The sequence below is a fragment of the Azoarcus indigens genome (assembly GCF_004361735.1).
Lineage (GTDB): Bacteria > Pseudomonadota > Gammaproteobacteria > Burkholderiales > Rhodocyclaceae > Azoarcus > Azoarcus indigens.
In genome coordinates this window covers 23,998-41,839 of record NZ_SNVV01000019.1, presented here as the reverse complement: position 1 = coordinate 41,839, position 17,842 = coordinate 23,998, and the positions used below count along the sequence as shown (strand labels likewise).

Sequence of the window (17,842 nt, the reverse complement as noted above, 5' to 3'; positions counted from 1 at the left end):
TGCCCTTCTCTGCCATGTCCCCGCTCGCCGACGCCGTACTCGACCACTACCGCGAACTGGTCGATTTCCTCGCCCGCCGCACCGGCTCGCGCGACATCGCCCGCGACTGCGCGCAGGACACCTGGCTGCGGCTGGCCGGCGCCCGCCCCGCCACCGAGCCGGCCAATCACCGCGCCTATGTGTTCCGCGTCGCCGCCAACATCGCCATGGACTGGCATCGCCGCTGCGCCCGCGAGCAGACGGTGCTAGGGGAATACGCCGCCGGCCTGGCCGAGCAGAACGGCGCGCCGGACACGCTGGAGATCGCCGCCCTGCGCCAGACGCTGCGCCGGCTGGAGGCCGCCATCGCCGCGCTGCCGCCACGCAGCGTGGAAGTCTTCGTGCTGCACAAGCTGGACGGCCTCAGCTACGCCCAGACCGCCGCCAGCCTGGGCATCTCCGTCAGCGCGGTGGAAAAGCACATGATGCGGGTGCTGCTCGCCTGCCACGCCGTACTGCCCGACTGAGGGCCGCATGAGCATGGCCAAGCGCGGCGCCGACGACCCGGTCGCGGTGGAAGCCAGCCGCTGGCTGGTGCGGCGCGGCCGCGGCGCCCTCAGCGCCGCCGAGGAAAACGCCTTCGACAGCTGGTACGCCGCCCACCCCGACCACGCCGCCACCTACCGCAAACTGGAACGCCTGTGGCAACAACTCGGCCAGGTAGACCGTAACCGCCTCGCCCCGCGCCGGCGCAAGAGCGCGGTGCTGGCGCTGCTGCTCGCCGGCAGCCTGCTGGCCGGCGGCCTCGGCCCCGCCGCGGTGCTGCACCTGCGCGCCGACCACATTGCAGCCACCGGCGAAATTCTCACCCTCACCCTGGCCGACGGCTCCACCGCCATCCTCGACAGCGACAGCGCCATCACCTACCGCGAGGATGGCGGGCGGCGCGAAGTCCGGCTGCTGCGCGGCCGCGCGCTATTCCAGGTACGCAGCAGCGCCGGCGGCCTGCCGCCCTTCGTCGTCCTCACCAACACCGCCAGCGCCACCGCGCTGGGCACCCGTTTCGAAGTCGAACGCACCGAGGATGCGACCCGCGTCGCGGTGTACGAGAGCCGGGTCGAAGTGCGCTGCCTGCCCTGCGATCCACCCGCCAGCCGCGTGCTCCGCACCGGCGAGTCGGCCACGGTGGCAGACGCAGGCGCCCTCGCCGCGGCCCAGGCCAGCGCCGCCGGCGAAAGCTGGACGCATGGCATGCTGGGCTTCGACGACGTCAGCGTCGCCGAGGCGGCGGAGCGGCTGGGCCGCTACACCCACAAGCCGGTACTAGTGCTGGGCGACGTCGCCCGCCAGCGCCGGCTCTCCGCAGTGGTGGATGCGCGCGACCCGGACGCCGCCGCCGCCGCGCTGGCCGCCGGCAGCGGCCTGCGGGCAAGCCTGCTGCCCGGCCTCATCCTGTTGCGCGAGTGAGGCGGCGGCCCTGCCGGGCGCCGCACCCGCAGAACGCTCACAAAGGAAAAATGAAGCAAGGGGGTGAGGTGGCCGGCGCGGCCATGCGTCCTACGGGTACTCAAGCCCATTCGAGGACGTTCCACATGCCCGCCGCCGGCGCCCGCCGCTCCCCCCTTGCCCCCCTGGCCCCGCGCCGCATCGCCCCGCTCGCGCTGGCCCTCGGCCTGAACCTGGGTCTGACCCTGGGCATTGCCACCCCCTCCTCCGCGCTCGCCCAGGCCGCCGCAACGGCGCAGCATTTCGACCTCCCCGCGCAGCCGCTGGCACAGGCCCTGTTCTCCCTTGGCGACCAGGCCAGGCTGCAGATCGTGTTCGATCCGGCGCTGGTGCGCGGCCGCAGCAGCCCGGCGCTGAAAGCCATGCTGACCCCGCTGCAGGCGCTGGAGCGTCTGCTCGAAGGCAGCGGCCTAGGCTTCGCGCTGCGGCCGGGCAACGTGGTAGTGGTGGAGGCCGGCAAGGAAACCGCCTTGCCGCAGGTGGACGTCACCGCCGGCCTGCTGCCGGAGGTGCGGGTGGTGGCGCAGGCGGAGTCCATGGGCAGCATGAGCCTGGACCGCGAGAAGATCGACGCTCTGGCCGGCGGCAATGGCGACATCACCAGCCTACTGCGCATCCATCCCAGCGTGCAGTTCGACAACAACCAGCTGGCGAGCGGCAACCAGGGCGAGATCGCGCCGGCGGACATCAGCATCAACGGCGCCAAGTACTACACCAACCTCTACCGCATGGATGGCATGTCCATCAACAACGACATCAACCCGGCCAACCGCACGGCAGACGGCACCAGCGGCTCCAACAACAACGCCGCGCCGCCCTCGGCCAGCCAGGGCTTCGCCATCGACAGCAGCCTGCTGTGCAACATCACCGTGCGGGATGCCAACGTGCCCGCCGAGTTCGGCCGCTTCTCCGGCGGCGTGGTGGAGGCGGATACCTGCGCGCCCACCCGCAGCTTCGGCGGCCAGGTGTCGGTGGAGCACACCCGCTCCGAGTGGATGAAGCAGTACCTCAGCCCGGCGCAGGAGGAGATCGCCGCCTGGTCCGCCACCGAGAACACCCAGCCCGATTTCGAGAAATGGACCTACCGCCTGGCGCTGCAGGGCAAACCCACCGAGAACCTCGGCCTCATCGGCAGCGTGGTGCGCCGCACCTCTGAGATTCCGCTCAAGGGCTACAGCCGCGGCAACAGCCAGGGCGACGACAGCGACAAGGTCCAGTCCCGCTATAGCGACAACTACTTCCTGCGCGGCTTCTGGACACCGGGCGGCGAGCTCGGCGGCGACTTCTCGCTGCTCTACGCCCCGGCCGGCGGCAGCTACTTCATCGCCGACGCCAGGAACAGCGATTTTGATCTGCGCAGCGGCGGCTACGGCGTCAATCTCGGCCTGCACCACGCGCTCGGCAAGGCCACGGTGAACCACCGCCTCACCTGGAACAAGATGGAAAGCTCACGCGAATCCGACGGCACCACCTGGAAGGGCTGGCGCTATTCCGCCGACAAGAACTGGGGCCTGCAGACCAGCGCGAGCAGCGCGACCGGCTGGATGAGCTACGAAGGCGGCTTCGGCGATGTGGACCAAACGCAGGAAACGGTGAGCTACCAGGCCAAGGCCGATTGGGAAGCCTTCCGGTTGCTCGGCCTGGAGCACCGCATCCAGGCGGGCCTGGAACTCAGCCACCAGCGTTTCGACTACGAGCGTAAAACCCAATACACCCAATACACCACCTCCGCCGACACCAGCACCTGCAACATGGTGGGCGGCGGCGTGGATACCGAAACCTGCTCGCTCTCCACGCCCTGGAACAGCAGCGCCGCCGGCCAGTACCTGCGCTCCCGCCTGATCTACTTCGCCGGCAGCTTCGCGGTGGAGAACACCAGCCGTGCCTTCTACCTACAGGACGACATGAAACTGGGCGACGTGCGCCTGCGCCTGGGCCTGCGCTATGACGCCGACCAGCTCGCCCCCGAGGCCACCTGGTCGCCACGCTCCGCAGCGTTCTGGGACGTTTTCGGCAATGGCTCCACCCGGCTGGAAGGCGGCCTCAACCGTTACTACGCCCGCAACTTCATGGACAACTACACCCGTGCCGAGCGGCTGGCGCTGCAATCCACTACCCAGGTCCGCAGCCTCAGCGGCGGCCTGCTCACCGACTGGGCCGCGCCCGTACAGTCCACCACCTGGAGCATGTGGAAGACCGGCGACATGAAAGTGCCCTATGTGGACGAGAAGATGCTGGGCCTGAGCCAGAAGTGGGCCGGCACCACCTGGAGCCTGAAGCGAGTGCTGCGCGAGAGCCGCGACGAACTGGTGATGCACCTGCGCTCCGCCGCCAACTATTACGCCGACAACGTCGGCTACTCCGACGCCCGCAGCTGGACCCTCACCGCCGAAACCGACCAGCCCATCCGTTTCAGCGGCACCGCCACCCATGTGCTGCTGGCGGTCGACAAGACCAGCGTCACCACTTCGCATACCAATTACAGCGACGTCATCAGCGAACTCACCGGCGGCGTGGATCGCACCATCATCTATGACGGCAAGGCCATGGCCTACGGTGACCGCCCGGCGGACAACTACGCCCGGCCGTGGACCGCGCGCCTGCTGCTCAACACCCAGATTCCCGCCTGGCGCCTGACCGTGGGCAACTTCTTCCGCGTGCGCGACGGCTTCGAAAAGATGGTCAATACCGGCACCAGCGTGCCCTATGACGGCGGCACCGCGCAGGTATGGGAGAAGCACAAGTTCGGCAAGGCCATCGCCTGGGACATGCGGCTGAACTGGAGCCTGCCTGTGGCCGCCGGTCAGGAAGCCTTCGTCGCCCTCTCCATCGACAACCTACTGAGCCGCAAGAACGAGATCGAAGACGGCGACTACGGCGTCAAGTACGAGAAAGGCCGGCAATACTGGCTGGAACTGGGCTACCGCTTCTGAGCCTGCGCCCGCTTGCCGGGCTGCTCTGCAAGGCTTGCGACATCCTGCGCACAATGTCGCAAAACCGCCGAAAGCAGCGGCCTGGCAAGCTTCAACAAGGCGCAGGATTCGCCATAAGCTTTTGTTTTTATTGAAAACAAAAAAGGAGCGCAAAACCCGCTCCCGACGGCATCAAATTTGCAGAACGGCGCCCGCCGGCGTTCGCGCGTCGGTGGGGCGCCTGGCGCCTCCCGTCATCAATGCAATCGAGAATGGACGATATGGCAATCAAGGACATCAAGGCCTTTTCGGACAAGGCCCGCAGCGACGCGGCGCTGGGTGAGCAGCTGCGCTCCTGCCAGAAGATCAAGGAACTGCTGACCCTGGCGCGCGAAAGCGGCTACCCGCTGGACGAAGTCGAACTGTACCCGCCCAACGAACCGCAATTCACCGCCGACCAGCTCTCCGAGCGCCTGGTCAAGGCGCTGCTGCGCGCCTGAGCTTGCGCCGGCCTTCCCTTGCGGAAGCGCCGGCGCCCGGCGTGCCGCGGGGCGTCACCATCGGCTGCACCACTCCGCAGCCCTCCCTGCCCGCGGCGCGCCGGGCTTTTTTCTGCTCGCGCAGCCTCCCGGCCGCCTTTGCAGGAGCTTCCGGCCACTGGCCGACCATGCAATTGCCATCGCGGGCAATCGCCTCTGCCCCCGGTACCACCGCCACGCCGGCGCGTTCAGGGATTCCTTCCCAGCTTGCGGTACAGCGTGTTGCGGCTGATGCCCAGCCGCCGCGCCGCCGCCGACACATTGCCGCCCACCTCCTGCATCACCGCGGCGATGGTCTCCCGCTCCACCTCGTCCAGGCTGCGCCCCACCGCCGCCCCGCCGCTGGCCGGCCGGCCATAGCCGGGCAAGGGTGACTCGGCCAGCGCCGCCGGCCTGCGCAGGTCGGCCGGGTCGGCGCCGAACAGTTCCTCCGGCAGGTGCTGCGGCAGGATCTCGGTCTCATCCTCATCCAGCAGCGCCACCGCGACCCGGATCACGTTGTGCAGCTGGCGCACGTTACCCGGCCAGGCATAGCCCTCGAAGAAGCGCATCACCTCCTCACCGACCACCACCTTGCGGCGGAAGCCGGCATCCGCCAGCTCGTCGGCCAGCAGCTTGTCCACCAGCGCGCCGATGTCGCTGCGCTCGCGCAGCGGCGGCAGCGTCACCGTGAGGCCGTTCACCCGGTAATACAGATCCTCGCGGAAGCTGCCGTCGCGCACCGCTTCGCGCAGCAGGCGATGGGTGGCGCAGACCAGCGAGATATCCACCGCCACCTGGCGGCTGGCCCCCACCGGCGTCACGCAACGCTCCTGCAGCACCCGCAGCAGCCGCGCCTGCATGCCCAGCGGCATGTCGCCGATCTCGTCCAGGAAGAGCGTGCCGCCGTGGGCCTGCTGGATGCGGCCAACCGCGCCTTCCCGCCGCGCGCCGGTGAAGGCGCCGCCGGTGTAACCGAACAGCTCGGACTCGATCAGGTTCTCCGGGATGGCGGCGCAGTTCACCGCGACGAAAGGCCCGTCGCGACGCGGCCCGCTGTTGTGCACCGCGCGGGCGAACAGCTCCTTGCCGACGCCGGATTCGCCCTGGATCAACAGCGGGATGTCCTTGCCCAGGGTGCGGGCGGCGCGGTCCAGCGCACGCTGCAGGCCGGCATCGCCGGTGGCCAGGGTATGCAAGGTGGTGGCGGCGACGCCCTGGGCACGCGGAGCCTGGGCGGCGGTACCGTTGCGCTCGCCTGCCGGCCGTTCGCTGCGACTGCCCGGCCACAGCAGGGTGGTACGCAGCCGGGCATAGACGGTGGCGCCGTTGCGCAGCTCCAGCGCCAGCAGGGAGGAGGGATCGCGCGCGCCCCTGTCCATGGCGATGCCGAAGGCGGTCTTGAACACATTGCCGAAGGCGGTGCCACGGCCGCTGGCGAGCAGCGGCCCCAGCAGCTCGCGGGCGGCGGCGTCGGCGGCGATGATCTCGCCGTCGGCGGCCACCGCCAGCATCGCCTCCTGCAGGCCGCCCACGCATTCCGGCCGGGAGTGGAAGCCGAGCAGGATCTGGCGCGCATGCTCGGCCTCGAACAGGCGCCGCTCCAGCAGCCGCACCGCCAGCCGTACCAGCCCCAGGGTATGGCGCTGGTAATTGCGGTAGTCAGCCGAGATGTCCAGCACCCCCAGCAACAGGCCGGAGGGATCGAACACCGGCGCCGCGCTGCAGGTGAGCACGCCGTTGCGTTCCAGGTAGTGCTCGTGGCCGAACACCTCCACCGCGGCGCCTTCGGCCAGCGCAGTGCCAATGGCATTGGTGCCGCGATCGGTCTCGCTCCAGCTCGCGCCCGGCTGCAGTGCAACCCGGTTGGCGCGGCCGACGAAGTCCGGATCGCCCAGCCCGTGCAGGATCAGACCCTCTGCGTCGGCCAGCAGCACCATGCTGCCCGACGCGCGGATCTGCTCGAAGATATGCTCCATGATGCCGCTGGCGTGATTCAGCAGCGACTCGCTGCGCTCCCGGGCTTCCGACAACCCGGCGCGGCCGGTGCCGCCCTGCTCGTGGCGGTCGCCGGCGGCAACCCCTAGCTCGCGGCAGCGCTGCCAGGATTTCAGCACCGTGGGCGTCAGCCCGTCTTCCGGCACCTGCCCCAGCTCGAGAAAACGTCGTCGCAGCTCGGCCAGACGCATGACCTGCGTCTCCGGCGTGGGAAACTGCCCCATCTCCTCCTCCTCCTTTCCTGCCTACGGCGCTTGTCTTTTTTTGTCCGGCTGCCGCAGGTGTTCCAATATGACACGGTTGCTCCAGATTGTGGCAACCGGCGTCCAGCACACCGAAACGGAAAGTAGCAAGGAGCTTGCCATTTCCTTGCAACATGGCCGCTTTTTCCACAGCAACCCCGCCCCGTCCCTCCACGGCGTGCAAGTGCCCGCTTCAGGCAGCGGCCGCGCCCTGGCCGCGCCCCCGTTCTGCCCCGCTTCTGCCACGGTGGCACGGAGCTTGCCCTTTCCCCCTCGAACCGGCCCCGCCGGGATCGACACCATGCCCCTTAAGAGGAACAGGAAAGTGAGCAAAAAAGAGATGAAGGAGACTCCCCGCCTATTCACCCGCGCCCGGCTCGCCGGTGCGCTCGCCGGCACCGTGCTGGCCCTGGCCGGCGGCTTCGCGCATGGCCATGGCGACGTGGTGCCGCAGGCGGTAGACACCTCCAAGCTGAAGCAGCTGGGCGAACCCTGGCTGGAAGCCAACCCCTACCGGGGCAACGCCGAGGCGGTACGCATCGGCGACTCCGCCTTCAATCAGAACTGTGCCCGTTGCCACGGCATCGGCGCGGTTTCCGGCGGCATCGCGCCCGACCTGCGGCTGTTGCCCAAGGGCAACGAGGGCGATGAGTACTTCATCCAGCGTATCCGCCACGGCGTGTCGCGCAACGGCGCGGTGTACATGCCGCCCTTCGAAGGCACGCTGACCCAGGAGGCGATGTGGGCCATCCGCGCCTGGCTGGAAACCGTGCATGAAGACTGAGCCGGGGTGGCCATGAGCAGCCCGGCCCTCCCGGGTCGGGAGGCCGCGGCCGCCGGAGCCGGCGCGGCGCCCCCTGCGGCGCCGCGCTACTCCGGCGGCGCCATCGCCCTGCACTGGCTGCATGCGCTGCTGGTGCTGGCGCTGATCGGCATCGGCCTGGCGATGGGCGAGATGCCCAAAGGCGCCGAGCGCAGCGCCGCCATCGCCCTGCACAAGTCGCTGGGGCTGCTGGCGCTGGCACTGCTGCTACTGCGCCTGGGCTGGCGGCTGCGCCACCGGCCTCCGGTGGACAACCGCCTGGGGGCGCTGGAACGCAAGCTGGCCGGCCTGGGCCACCGCGCGCTCTACCTGCTGTTGCTGCTGACGCCGCTGGCGGGTTATCTCTCCAGCAGCTTCACGCCCTATCCGATGCGCGTCTTCGGCATCGTCATTCCCAAGGCCGGCTGGCCGGACGAAGGCTGGAACGCCTTGTTCAACGCCCTGCACACCGGCTGCGCCTGGACGCTGATCGGGCTCATCGCGCTGCACCTGGGCGCGGTGGTACTGCATGCGCTGAGCGGGCGGAGCGTGCTGGGGCGGATGCTGCCAGGGCGCGGCAGACGCTGATCGCGGCCGATGGCGCCCGGCTGCGACCGGGTTCAAGCAAGCTTGAGCAGCAAGCGAAGCGGCCCGGCGGGCAATCCGCCGGGCCGCTTCTTTTTCTCTGGCCTTTCCTGCCCCTTGCTGCCCCCTGCTTCCCTCTCCTGCCCACCTCCCCCCACCCCGCCTTTTCCCGCCTGCGCTGGACAGCCGTGGCAGCGGGAAAGGAGGCCGGCTGGTGCGCCCCAGGGCCAGTGAGATAACAGGCAGGCCCGGTGCACGACGAATCCGCCGGGCGAGTCCGCCAAGCTCACCTCGCCAACGCCAGCCCGGCCCTCCATGCACCGCCGGCGGGCAAAGGCCGCGCTGCTGCTTCTCTCCCCCGTTCAGCGCCCCAGCCGGGCGTCCTCCGCCGCGATCTCCGCCCACTCCGCATCCTCGAACAGCCGCGAGCGGGTCAGGAAGCGCAGACCCTCCGGGTTCTCCAGCGAGAACATGCCGCCACGGCCTTCGACCACGTCGATGATGAGTTGGGTGTGCTTCCAGTATTCGAACTGGGGGCGGCTGATGTAGAAGGGCGCGCCGCCGATCTCGCCCAGTTGCACGTCGCTGTCGCCGACGAGGAACTCGCCGCGCGGGTAGCACATCGGCGAGCTGCCGTCGCAGCAGCCGCCGGACTGGTGGAACATCAGCGGGCCATGCTGGGCAGCCAGTTTGTCGATCAACGCCAGCGCAGCCGGCGTCGCAGTCACTCGCGGAACCATCGCTTGCCTCCGTGGAAAACGCCTTCCGGAAAACAAAAAGGGCGGCCGTTCCCGGCCGCCCCAAGCCTGCTCACCAAGCAGGAGGGAGGAGCATCAGAAGAAGCCGAGCGCCTTCGGGCTGTAGCTCACCAGCAGGTTCTTGGTCTGCTGGTAGTGGTCCAGCATCATGCTGTGGTTCTCACGGCCGATGCCGGACTGCTTGTAGCCGCCAAAGGCCGCGTGCGCCGGGTAGAGGTGGTAGCAGTTGGTCCATACACGGCCCGCCTTGATGGCGCGGCCGAAGCGGTAGGCACGGCTGCCGTCGCGGGTCCATACACCGGCGCCCAGGCCGTACAGGGTGTCGTTGGCGATGGCCAGCGCTTCCGCTTCGTCCTTGAAGGTGGTGACCGACACCACCGGCCCGAAGATCTCTTCCTGGAAGATGCGCATCTTGTTGTTGCCCTTGAACACCGTGGGCTGGATGTAGAAGCCCTCCGCCAGATCGCCGCCGAGCTGGGCGCGGCCGCCGCCGGTGAGGCACTGGGCGCCTTCCTGGCGGCCGATGTCCAGGTAGGAGAGGATCTTCTCGACCTGCTCGTTGGAAGCCTGGGCGCCGATCATGGTCTCGGTGTCCAGCGGGCTGCCCTGCTTGATGGCCTTCACCCGCGCCAGGGCGCGGTCCATGAAGCGGTCGTAGATGGATTCGTGGATCAGCGCGCGTGAGGGGCAGGTGCACACTTCGCCCTGGTTGAGCGCGAACAGCACGAAGCCCTCGATGGCCTTGTCGAAGAACTCATCGTCGGCGTTGGCCACGTCGGCATGGAAGATGTTGGGCGACTTGCCGCCCAGCTCCAGCGTCACCGGGATCAGGTTCTGGCTGGCGTACTGCATGATCAGCCGGCCGGTGGTGGTTTCGCCGGTGAAGGCGATCTTGGCGATGCGCGAGCTGGAGGCCAGCGGCTTGCCGGCTTCCAGGCCGAAGCCGTTCACCACGTTGAGCACGCCCGGCGGCAGCAGGTCGGCGATCAGCTCCATCAGTACCAGGATGCCGGTGGGCGTCTGCTCGGCCGGCTTCAGCACGATGCAGTTGCCCGCCGCCAGCGCCGGCGCCAGCTTCCACGCCGCCATCAGGATGGGGAAGTTCCACGGGATGATCTGGCCGACCACGCCCAGCGGCTCGTGGAAGTGATAGGCCACGGTGTTCTCGTCCACCTCGGAGAGGCTGCCTTCCTGGGCGCGCACGCAGCCGGCGAAGTAGCGGAAGTGGTCGATGGCGAGCGGGATGTCCGCCGCCAGCGTTTCGCGGATGGGCTTGCCGTTGTCCACCGTCTCGGCGTAGGCCAGCACTTCCAGGTTGGCTTCCATGCGGTCGGCGATGCGGTTGAGCACCTGGGCGCGCTCCGTCACCGAGGTGCGGCCCCACTTGTCGGCGGCGGCGTGGGCGGCATCCAGCGCCAGGGTGATGTCTTCCTCGGTGGAGCGGGCCACCTGGCAGAAGGCCTTGCCGGTGATCGGGGTGACGTTGTCGAAGTACTGGCCGCGCACCGGGGCGACCCACTTGCCGTTGATGAAGTTGTCGTAGCGGCTCTTGAACTGGACCTTGGCGCCGGCCTGGCCGGGCAATGCGTACAGCATGGTGTCTCCTCCTGTTTTCACCGTTGCGCCAGCGCGTCCGGGGCTTGGCCGGGCGCGGCAGGCACCGCGTTTGTGGAGCCGGGGGCTCCGCTGATGATGGCGGGCACGTTCCGGCACTGCTGCCTGAGCGACTCGCTGATGTCGAACGCTGAGCGTCGCCCCACCGGTTCAGCATGGACCATGCCATCAGCGCTTGCCCACGCCGGCTGACCGGCGGGAAACAGCCCCCCGCGAAGGGCGGAGCAGGGGACGCCCCGCGGAACGCACAGCGCAGGCAAGGTATGCGAGACGCCTGCTGCCGGTTGCACCAGGGTGTGCAGGCGCCTGTTCCAGTTCTGAACACCTGTTCCATTTCGTCGCAACACCGTGGAGCAATCGCTGCCCGGCCGGCATTGCTGCGCTACGGCATGGTTGTTGCGTTCGCGCTCGCATGGCCGCCTCCAGCCCCCCCTGCCCTTTGCCGGCGGCATCGGCGACGCCGGAACGCAATCCCTTCCGCGCGCTGGCCCTCTCCCCGATGCCCGCCACGCCCCCAGCCCCTGCCGCGGATTCCGACGGCAGCCGCGCGCACCTGCTCGCCTTTGCCCTGCCGGCCGCCGAGCAATTGCACCGACTGGCGGACAGCCCCGATCTCACCGTGTTGCTGGCCGACCGCGACGGCCTGGTGCTGGCCGCCATCGGCCACCTCGCCATCGCCCCCGGCAGCGCCCGCATGGAAGCCGTCGCCGGCGCACCAGGCGGCGGCAGCGGGCTGTGCCTGGCGGAGCCCATCGCCACCCGCACCCGTGGCCTGCTCGGCCTGGCCGACGCCTCGGCACGGCTGTCCCACGGCGGCATTGTCAGCCTGCTGTCCCTGCTGCGCACCACCGCCGAGCTGATAGAACACCGCCTCACCGAAACCGCGCCTGGCGGCTGCATCGCCTTGCACCTGCACAGCCACCCGGAGCTGCTGGGCACGCCGCTGGAAGGGCTGATGGTGTTCGACGCCGAGGGCCGGCTGCTGGCCAGCAACCGCCACGCCCGCCGCCTGCTGGCCCTGCCCACCGAGGCCGAGGGCAGCACTTGCCTAGACTGTGTCGGCCAGCCCTGGCCCGCCCTGCGCGCCCGCCTCGGCCGCTTCCCGGCGCCGCTGCTGCTGGACGGACGGGACGGCCAGACGCTGGCGGCGCTGGTGCGGGTTATAGGAAGCGTTGGCTGAGGGGCGAGGTGGCAGGCTGATGGGCGCGCTCTGCCGTGATGCGTTGCTTGCCTGATCCAGTTCTGCGTTCTCCCCGGCAATCCCGGCCGTCTCAGCCCCTCTGGAACACTGCTCCATTGCGCCACACCTGCCGCTCCATTTCGTGACACCTGGCGCACCCCGGCTCCGATATGCAGGGCGAAAGCCGCCGTTACCCCTGCGGACCAGCCGACTGGCACGCGCTTTGCAGAAAGGGAGCCCGGGCAGCCCGCCGCACAGGGCGCCGAAACCGCCCCGGCTGCGGCATGGCGGACAAATAAAACCATGATGGAGACAAGTCACAGATGAACTCGCGCCAATTCCTGCGTCCGACGCTGAAGACCCTCGCCGTGCTCACCGCGGCCAGCCTCACCGTCGGCGCCGCCTCCGCCGCCACCAATGCGGGTGGCACCATCAGCAACGTCACCTGGGAAGACATCCTCAACGACGACAAGACGCCGGGCGACGTGCTCAGCTATGGCCTGGGCGTGAAGGCCCAGCGCTTCAGCCCGCTCAAGCAGATCAACGCCCAGACGGTGTCGCAGCTGGTGCCGGCCTGGTCCTTCTCCTTCGGCGGCGAGAAGCAGCGCGGCCAGGAAGCCCAGGCGCTGGTGCGCGACGGCGTGATCTACGTGTCCGCCTCCTACTCCCGCTTCTTCGCCATCGACGCCCGCACCGGCAAGCGCCTGTGGGCCTACGAGCACCGCCTGCCGGACGACATCCGCCCCTGCTGCGACGTGGTGAACCGCGGCGCCGCCATCTACGGCGACAAGATCTTCTTCGGCACCTTGGACGCCGCGGTGGTGGCGCTGGACCGCAAGACCGGCAAGGTGGTGTGGCGCGAGAAGTTCGGCGACCACAAGGTCGGCTACACCATGACCGGCGCGCCCACCATCGTGAAGGACCAGAAGAGCGGCAAGGTGCTGCTGGTGCATGGCTCCTCCGGCGACGAATTCGGCGTGGTCGGCTGGCTGTTCGCCCGCGACCCGGACACCGGCAAGGAAGTGTGGGCGCGGCCGCTGGTCGAAGGCCACATGGGCCGCCTGGACGGCAAGGACAGCACCACCACCGGCGACGCCAAGGCGCCGTCGTGGCCGGACGATCCCAACTCGCCCACCGGCAAGGTCGAGGCCTGGAGCCATGGCGGCGGTGCGCCGTGGCAGAGCGCCTCCTTCGACGTCGAGAACAACACCGTCGTCATCGGCGCCGGCAACCCGGCGCCGTGGAACACCTGGAAGCGCACCGCCAAGGGCGACGATCCGCGCAACTGGGACAGCCTGTTCACCTCCGGCCAGGCCTATGTGGATGCCAGCACCGGCGAGCTGAAGGGCTTCTACCAGCACACCCCGAACGACGCCTGGGACTTCTCCGGCAACAACTCGGTGATCCTGTTCGAGTACAAGGACCCGCGCACCGGCAAGGCGGTGAAGGCCTCCGCCCACGCCGACCGCAACGGCTTCTTCTTCGTCACCGACCGCGAGAAGCTGGCCAAGGGCGCCGGCTACCCGAACAAGCCGACCTCGCTGATCGGCGCCTGGCCCTTCGTGGATGGCATCACCTGGGCGAAGGGCTTCGACATCGAGACCGGCAAGCCGATCGAGAACGACAACCGTCCGCCCGAACCGAAGGAAGGCGAGGACAAGGGCGCCTCCATCTTCGTCTCGCCGCCCTTCCTCGGCGGCACCAACTGGCACCCGATGTCCTACAGCCCGGATACCGGCCTGTTCTACATCCCGGCCAACCACTGGGCGATGGACTACTGGACCGAGCACCTGACCTACAAGCCGGGCTCCGCCTACCTCGGCCAGGGCTTCCGCATCAAGCGCCTGTTCGACGACCACGTCGGCATCCTGCGCGCCATCGATCCCAAGACCGGCAAGATCGCCTGGGAGCACAAGGAGCAGTTCCCGCTGTGGGCCGGCACCCTCACCACCGCCGGCGGCCTGGTGTTCACCGGCACCTCCGACGGCTACGTGAAGGCCTTCGACGCCAAGAACGGCAAGGAGCTGTGGAGCTTCCAGACCGGCTCCGGCGTGGTCTCGGTGCCCATCACCTGGGAAATGGACGGCGAGCAGTACGTCGGCATCCAGTCCGGCTACGGCGGCGCGGTGCCGCTGTGGGGCGGCGACATGGCCGAACTGACCAAGCAGGTCACCCAGGGCGGCTCCATGTGGGTGTTCAAGCTGCCCAAGGTCGCCCGCCGCTGATCCGCGCCCGCGGCCGGTTCGCGCCGGCCGCGGCAGCTCAGCCCGGCCGCGCCGCGAGGGCCTCAGCGCCCTCGCGCCGCGGCGCCTTCCGTAGACACCGGAGCGCCCTGCCATGCCCTCACTCCCGCACCGCGGCCTCATCGCCGCGGCTCCCGCCGCACTCGCGCTTGGCCTGCTCGGCGCTGCCGGCGCCGCCCACGCCGAACCGCCCATGGTGGAACCGCTGGTCATCAACGGCTGCGGCATCTGGCCCCACGCCCGCTGCCCCGGCGTGGACCTGCGCCATGCCGACCTCGTCGGCAAGAACCTCGCTGGCGCCGACCTGCGCGGCGCCGACCTGTCCCGCGCCGACCTGCGCGCCGCCAATCTGGCCGGCACCAACCTGGATGGCGCCAACCTCACCGGCGCGCGGATGAACAAGGTCAACGCCCCGGCCGCCACCTTCCGCAACGCCCGCCTTATAGGCGCCGACCTGGAGTTCGCCCGCATCATGCGCGCCGACTTCACCGGCGCCGACCTCACCGGCGCCACGCTGGAAGCGGCACGCGCCCAGTTCGCCTGGTTCGTCGGCGCCAAGCTGATCTCCGCCAACCTGCAAGAGACCAAGTTCGTCACCGTGAACTTCAAGGATGCCGTCATGGAGGGCAACCTGATCCGCTACACCATTTTCCCCGACAGCTATTTCGAAGGCTGCCAGGGCTGCCCGACCGACTGGTGAGGAGGCCGCATCCATGTCCCCGACCCTGAACGCCCGCCGCACACGGGCCCGCGCTTCCGCCGCTACCGGTCCGCGCCGCCTGCTGCTTCACCTCGCCACCTTGCTGCTGCAGATCGCCCTGCTGGCCGGCTTCATGTCCCCGGCCCGCGCCGAGGTGGCGATTCCGCCGGTGGTGGACATCTCGCCGCTGCCGCCGCTGGGCGAAACCTGGCTGGCCGCCAACCCCTACCGCGGCAATCCGCAGGCGGTGGAAATCGGCCGCTCCGCCTACAACCAGTCCTGCGCCCGTTGCCACGGCGTGGACGCCGACCACCAGGGCAACGCCGCCGACCTGCGGCGGGTGGACGCCTACTGCCGCCGCATCGCCGACACCGGCCTGCGCGCCGCCTGCATGCTGGACAACGACGCCTTCTTCAAGGAATCGGTGCTGCATGGCAAGGTCCGCGTCGGCGTGGTGCACATGCCGCCGTGGGAGGGCCTGCTGTCGCAGGAAGTGGTTTGGGCAATCCAGACCTTCGTCGAGTCGCGTGCCGGCTCCGCGAAGTAAGGGCGCGGGCTGAGGCAGGACGGCGCTTGAAGTAGCGAAGCAATACCCGGTCGGGCCCCCGGAAAACCGAGGCGCGGCCACACACGCAGGAGGCAGCGGCAACGCTCCGCGCCCCGCGAGGAGGAGACATGAAACACACGCCAGCGCGGTCTAGGGCCGGGCTCGATAGAGTGAATCTGATAGGCGCGCGCGATTTCCCCCTCCTCCCTTGCGGGGGAGAGCCGGGGAGAGGGGGCGCCCCGACGGGGGCGGCTGCGTCGAGCACCCGCGGGCCCCTCTCCCCCAACCCCTCTCCCACGAGGGGAGAGGGAAGCCCAACCGCCCTTGCGCCGCGTTCGGCTTGTCTGCGGCACCTCGCCAGCCGGCAGGCCGCCACCACCGCGCGGACCAGCGTACTTGCCGCCCGACTGAGGGTCGCCGCGCTAGCCACCATGCTTTCCATCACCCCGCTGACCGCCCACGCCACACAACCAAGCAGCGGGCCCACCACCCCGGCGACAAGCACCGCCACCAGCCCCGAGAACCCGAACACCGCCGATCCCCTCAACTCCCCCCGCTGGGATGAACTGCGCCGTGCCTGGCTGGGCGACGCCCCGGCCGAGTTCGACAGCCGGGTCCAGGTGCAAGCCCCAGCGATGGCGGAAGACGCGCTCAACGTGCCGGTGCGGGTCGACGCCAGCCGGCTGCGCGGCCAGCGCGTCGAGGAGATCCTCATCCTCGCCGACTTCAACCCCATCGTCCGCGCCCTCTCCTACTCGCCCGGCAGCGCCGAGCCGGTGCTGGGTTTCCGCCTCAAGCTGCAGCAGTCCAGCCCGGTGCGGGCGGCGGTGCGCACCGCCGACGGCCGCTGGCACGTGGGCGGCACCTGGGTGGCGACCACCGGCGGCGGCTGCACCCTGCCCTCCACCGGCTCCGCCTCGCCGGAATGGCAGCGCCAGCTCAACCACACCGAGGTGCGCGCCTGGCCGCGGGTGGATGGCGGCCAGCGGCTCAAGCTGCGCATCGTCCATCCGATGGACACCGGCCTGGCCGACGGCATCCCCGCCTTCCACCTGGAAGAGATCAGCCTGCTCGGCAAGGAGGCCCCCACCGGCGCTGCGCTGGCGGTGCTGCGGCCTTACGAGCCGGTGGCGGAAAACCCGGTATTCACGCTGGACCTGCCCGCCGGCGTGGTCGCCTCCGGCGTCAGCGGGCGTGACAACAACGGCAACCGGCTCACCGCCGAGCTGCGGCCATGAGGGCGCCCAGCCTCCCTCGGCCGGTTCTCTGCCGGCCACGACTCGCCGCGCTGCTGCTCGCCGCGCTGCTCGCGCCCTCCCTGCCGGCGGAGGCGGACACCGTCGTGCCCGGCGCCGCCCACGCCTTCGACTACCGCCTGCAGCCGCGCCGCATCACCGACGGCGTCTACGTGCTCATCGGCCGTACGGAAGACTTCGACACCCGAAACGGCGGCAACATCGTCAATACCGGCTTCCTCGTCGGCAGCAGCGGCGTGGTCGTCATCGACAGCGGCCCCTCGCGCCGCTATGGCGAGCAACTGCGCGCCGCCATCGCCGCCGTCACCCCGCTGCCGGTGGTGCTCACGCTGAACACCCACGCCCACCCGGACCACTTCCTCGGCAACCAGGCCTTCCCCGCCGGCACGCTGGCCGCGCTGCCCGCCACCCGCGACGCCATCGCCCGCGAAGGCGAAGACCTCTCCGCCAACCTCTACCGCCTGGCCGGCGACTGGATGCGCGGCACCGAGGCACGTCCGCCTGGCCGCAGCCTCGCCCCCGGCCGGCTCCATGCCGGCGGCCGCGAGCTGGAGCTGATCGCCCTGGACGGCCACACCGGCGCCGACCTGCTGGTGCTGGACCGCGCCAGCGGCACCCTCTTCGCCGGCGACCTGGTGTTCCATGACCGCGCCCCCACCACGCCGCATGCCGATCTCGACCACTGGCTCGCCGCGCTGGAACGCATCGCCACGCTGGACGGCGTGCGCCAAGTGGTGCCTGGCCACGGCGAAGTCGCCAGCGGCACTGGACTGCAGACGCCGCTACGCCAGACCCAAGCCTGGCTGCGCTGGCTGCAACAGCGCCTGGACACATCCGCCGCCCAGGGCCTGGAGACCAACGAGGTGCTGGCCTTGCCCTTGGCCGCCGAATTCGCCACCATCGCCGAAGCAGCCACCGAATACCGGCGCTCGGTGCTGCGCCTCTATCCCCAGACAGAACACAAGGCACTACAACAACATGGCGCCCGCTGATCTCCGCCCC

The 17,842-nt window shown here is 69.6% G+C and carries 15 protein-coding genes; 12 read left to right on the top strand and 3 right to left on the bottom strand.

Translation table 11 applies throughout. The features are described 5' to 3' along the window. The first annotated feature begins 14 nt into the window (after positions 1–14). The 4 genes from C7389_RS18375 to C7389_RS18360 all read left to right on the top strand — a co-directional run bounded on the left by C7389_RS18375 (position 15) and on the right by C7389_RS18360 (position 4,897). Complete coding sequence (locus tag C7389_RS18375; RefSeq protein ID WP_133594102.1) at positions 15–506, top strand: RNA polymerase sigma factor; 492 nt, start codon at positions 15–17, stop codon at positions 504–506. A 7-nt stretch (positions 507–513) separates the two neighbouring features. After that, the gene (locus C7389_RS18370; RefSeq protein WP_133594101.1) at positions 514–1,446 is read left to right on the top strand and encodes a FecR family protein; all 933 of its coding nucleotides are present in this window, start codon (positions 514–516) and stop codon (positions 1,444–1,446) included. A gap of 125 nt (positions 1,447–1,571) precedes the next feature. Beyond that, on the top strand, positions 1,572–4,418 hold the full coding sequence (locus C7389_RS18365) for a TonB-dependent receptor (RefSeq protein WP_133594100.1): 2,847 nt from the start codon (positions 1,572–1,574) through the stop codon (positions 4,416–4,418). A 251-nt stretch (positions 4,419–4,669) separates the two neighbouring features. Beyond that, on the top strand, positions 4,670–4,897 hold the full coding sequence (locus C7389_RS18360) for a Nif11-like leader peptide family natural product precursor (protein ID WP_246034882.1): 228 nt from the start codon (positions 4,670–4,672) through the stop codon (positions 4,895–4,897). Positions 4,898–5,124: 227 nt separating this feature from the next. Here the strand turns inward: C7389_RS18360 and C7389_RS18355 are convergent, their stop codons facing one another. Next, complete coding sequence (locus C7389_RS18355; protein WP_133594099.1) at positions 5,125–7,137, bottom strand: sigma-54-dependent Fis family transcriptional regulator; 2,013 nt, start codon at positions 7,135–7,137, stop codon at positions 5,125–5,127. A 358-nt stretch (positions 7,138–7,495) separates the two neighbouring features. Here C7389_RS18355 and pedF (C7389_RS18350) point away from each other — a divergent pair, with 358 nt between their 5' ends. Then, positions 7,496–7,939 carry a cytochrome c-550 PedF gene (gene pedF / locus C7389_RS18350; RefSeq protein ID WP_133594098.1) on the top strand — a complete coding sequence of 148 codons (444 nt, stop codon included), beginning with the start codon at positions 7,496–7,498 and terminating at the stop codon, positions 7,937–7,939. A gap of 12 nt (positions 7,940–7,951) precedes the next feature. Further along, the gene (locus tag C7389_RS18345; RefSeq protein ID WP_133594097.1) at positions 7,952–8,545 is read left to right on the top strand and encodes a cytochrome b; all 594 of its coding nucleotides are present in this window, start codon (positions 7,952–7,954) and stop codon (positions 8,543–8,545) included. A gap of 359 nt (positions 8,546–8,904) precedes the next feature. On the opposite strand, the gene C7389_RS18340 is transcribed toward C7389_RS18345, so the two are convergent. Both C7389_RS18340 and adh read right to left on the bottom strand, forming a co-directional pair. Then, positions 8,905–9,282 (bottom strand): DUF779 domain-containing protein, encoded by a 378-nt coding sequence (locus C7389_RS18340; RefSeq protein ID WP_133594096.1) that lies wholly within the window; start codon positions 9,280–9,282, stop codon positions 8,905–8,907. Between the two features lie 93 nt (positions 9,283–9,375). Beyond that, positions 9,376–10,896 carry an aldehyde dehydrogenase gene (gene adh, locus C7389_RS18335; protein ID WP_133594095.1) on the bottom strand — a complete coding sequence of 507 codons (1,521 nt, stop codon included), beginning with the start codon at positions 10,894–10,896 and terminating at the stop codon, positions 9,376–9,378. Between the two features lie 517 nt (positions 10,897–11,413). Between adh and C7389_RS18330 the strand changes: the two genes are divergently transcribed. From C7389_RS18330 to C7389_RS18305, 6 genes are all read left to right on the top strand, one after another. Next, positions 11,414–12,094, top strand: a complete 681-nt coding sequence (locus C7389_RS18330; protein ID WP_162851781.1) for a sigma-54-dependent transcriptional regulator family protein — start codon at positions 11,414–11,416, stop codon at positions 12,092–12,094. 323 nt (positions 12,095–12,417) lie between these two features. Further along, the gene (locus C7389_RS18325) at positions 12,418–14,319 is read left to right on the top strand and encodes a methanol/ethanol family PQQ-dependent dehydrogenase (RefSeq protein ID WP_211168534.1); all 1,902 of its coding nucleotides are present in this window, start codon (positions 12,418–12,420) and stop codon (positions 14,317–14,319) included. Positions 14,320–14,431: 112 nt separating this feature from the next. Further along, a complete protein-coding gene (locus C7389_RS18320) occupies positions 14,432–15,037 on the top strand; it encodes a pentapeptide repeat-containing protein (RefSeq protein WP_133594093.1) in 606 nt (201 codons plus the stop codon). A 13-nt stretch (positions 15,038–15,050) separates the two neighbouring features. Beyond that, a complete protein-coding gene (gene pedF, locus C7389_RS18315; protein ID WP_133594092.1) occupies positions 15,051–15,584 on the top strand; it encodes a cytochrome c-550 PedF in 534 nt (177 codons plus the stop codon). A 431-nt stretch (positions 15,585–16,015) separates the two neighbouring features. After that, a complete protein-coding gene (locus C7389_RS18310) occupies positions 16,016–16,822 on the top strand; it encodes a quinoprotein dehydrogenase-associated SoxYZ-like carrier (protein WP_133594091.1) in 807 nt (268 codons plus the stop codon). Beyond that, on the top strand, positions 16,819–17,832 hold the full coding sequence (locus C7389_RS18305) for a quinoprotein relay system zinc metallohydrolase 1 (RefSeq protein ID WP_133594090.1): 1,014 nt from the start codon (positions 16,819–16,821) through the stop codon (positions 17,830–17,832). Before C7389_RS18310 ends, C7389_RS18305 begins: the two co-directional genes overlap by 4 nt. Positions 17,833–17,842 lie beyond the last annotated feature (10 nt).

Coding starts and splice junctions, on each gene's coding strand:
- C7389_RS18365 (WP_133594100.1), top strand. CDS start 1,572: ATGCCCGCCGCCGGCGCCCGCCGCTCCCCCCTTGCCCCCCTGGCCCCG.
- pedF (WP_133594092.1), top strand. CDS start 15,051: ATGTCCCCGACCCTGAACGCCCGCCGCACACGGGCCCGCGCTTCCGCC.
- C7389_RS18345 (WP_133594097.1), top strand. CDS start 7,952: ATGAGCAGCCCGGCCCTCCCGGGTCGGGAGGCCGCGGCCGCCGGAGCC.
- C7389_RS18340 (WP_133594096.1), bottom strand. CDS start 9,282: ATGGTTCCGCGAGTGACTGCGACGCCGGCTGCGCTGGCGTTGATCGAC.
- C7389_RS18355 (WP_133594099.1), bottom strand. CDS start 7,137: ATGGGGCAGTTTCCCACGCCGGAGACGCAGGTCATGCGTCTGGCCGAG.
- C7389_RS18360 (WP_246034882.1), top strand. CDS start 4,670: ATGGACGATATGGCAATCAAGGACATCAAGGCCTTTTCGGACAAGGCC.
- adh (WP_133594095.1), bottom strand. CDS start 10,896: ATGCTGTACGCATTGCCCGGCCAGGCCGGCGCCAAGGTCCAGTTCAAG.
- C7389_RS18305 (WP_133594090.1), top strand. CDS start 16,819: ATGAGGGCGCCCAGCCTCCCTCGGCCGGTTCTCTGCCGGCCACGACTC.
- C7389_RS18320 (WP_133594093.1), top strand. CDS start 14,432: ATGCCCTCACTCCCGCACCGCGGCCTCATCGCCGCGGCTCCCGCCGCA.
- C7389_RS18370 (WP_133594101.1), top strand. CDS start 514: ATGAGCATGGCCAAGCGCGGCGCCGACGACCCGGTCGCGGTGGAAGCC.
- C7389_RS18325 (WP_211168534.1), top strand. CDS start 12,418: ATGAACTCGCGCCAATTCCTGCGTCCGACGCTGAAGACCCTCGCCGTG.
- C7389_RS18375 (WP_133594102.1), top strand. CDS start 15: ATGTCCCCGCTCGCCGACGCCGTACTCGACCACTACCGCGAACTGGTC.
- C7389_RS18330 (WP_162851781.1), top strand. CDS start 11,414: ATGCCCGCCACGCCCCCAGCCCCTGCCGCGGATTCCGACGGCAGCCGC.
- pedF (WP_133594098.1), top strand. CDS start 7,496: ATGAAGGAGACTCCCCGCCTATTCACCCGCGCCCGGCTCGCCGGTGCG.
- C7389_RS18310 (WP_133594091.1), top strand. CDS start 16,016: ATGCTTTCCATCACCCCGCTGACCGCCCACGCCACACAACCAAGCAGC.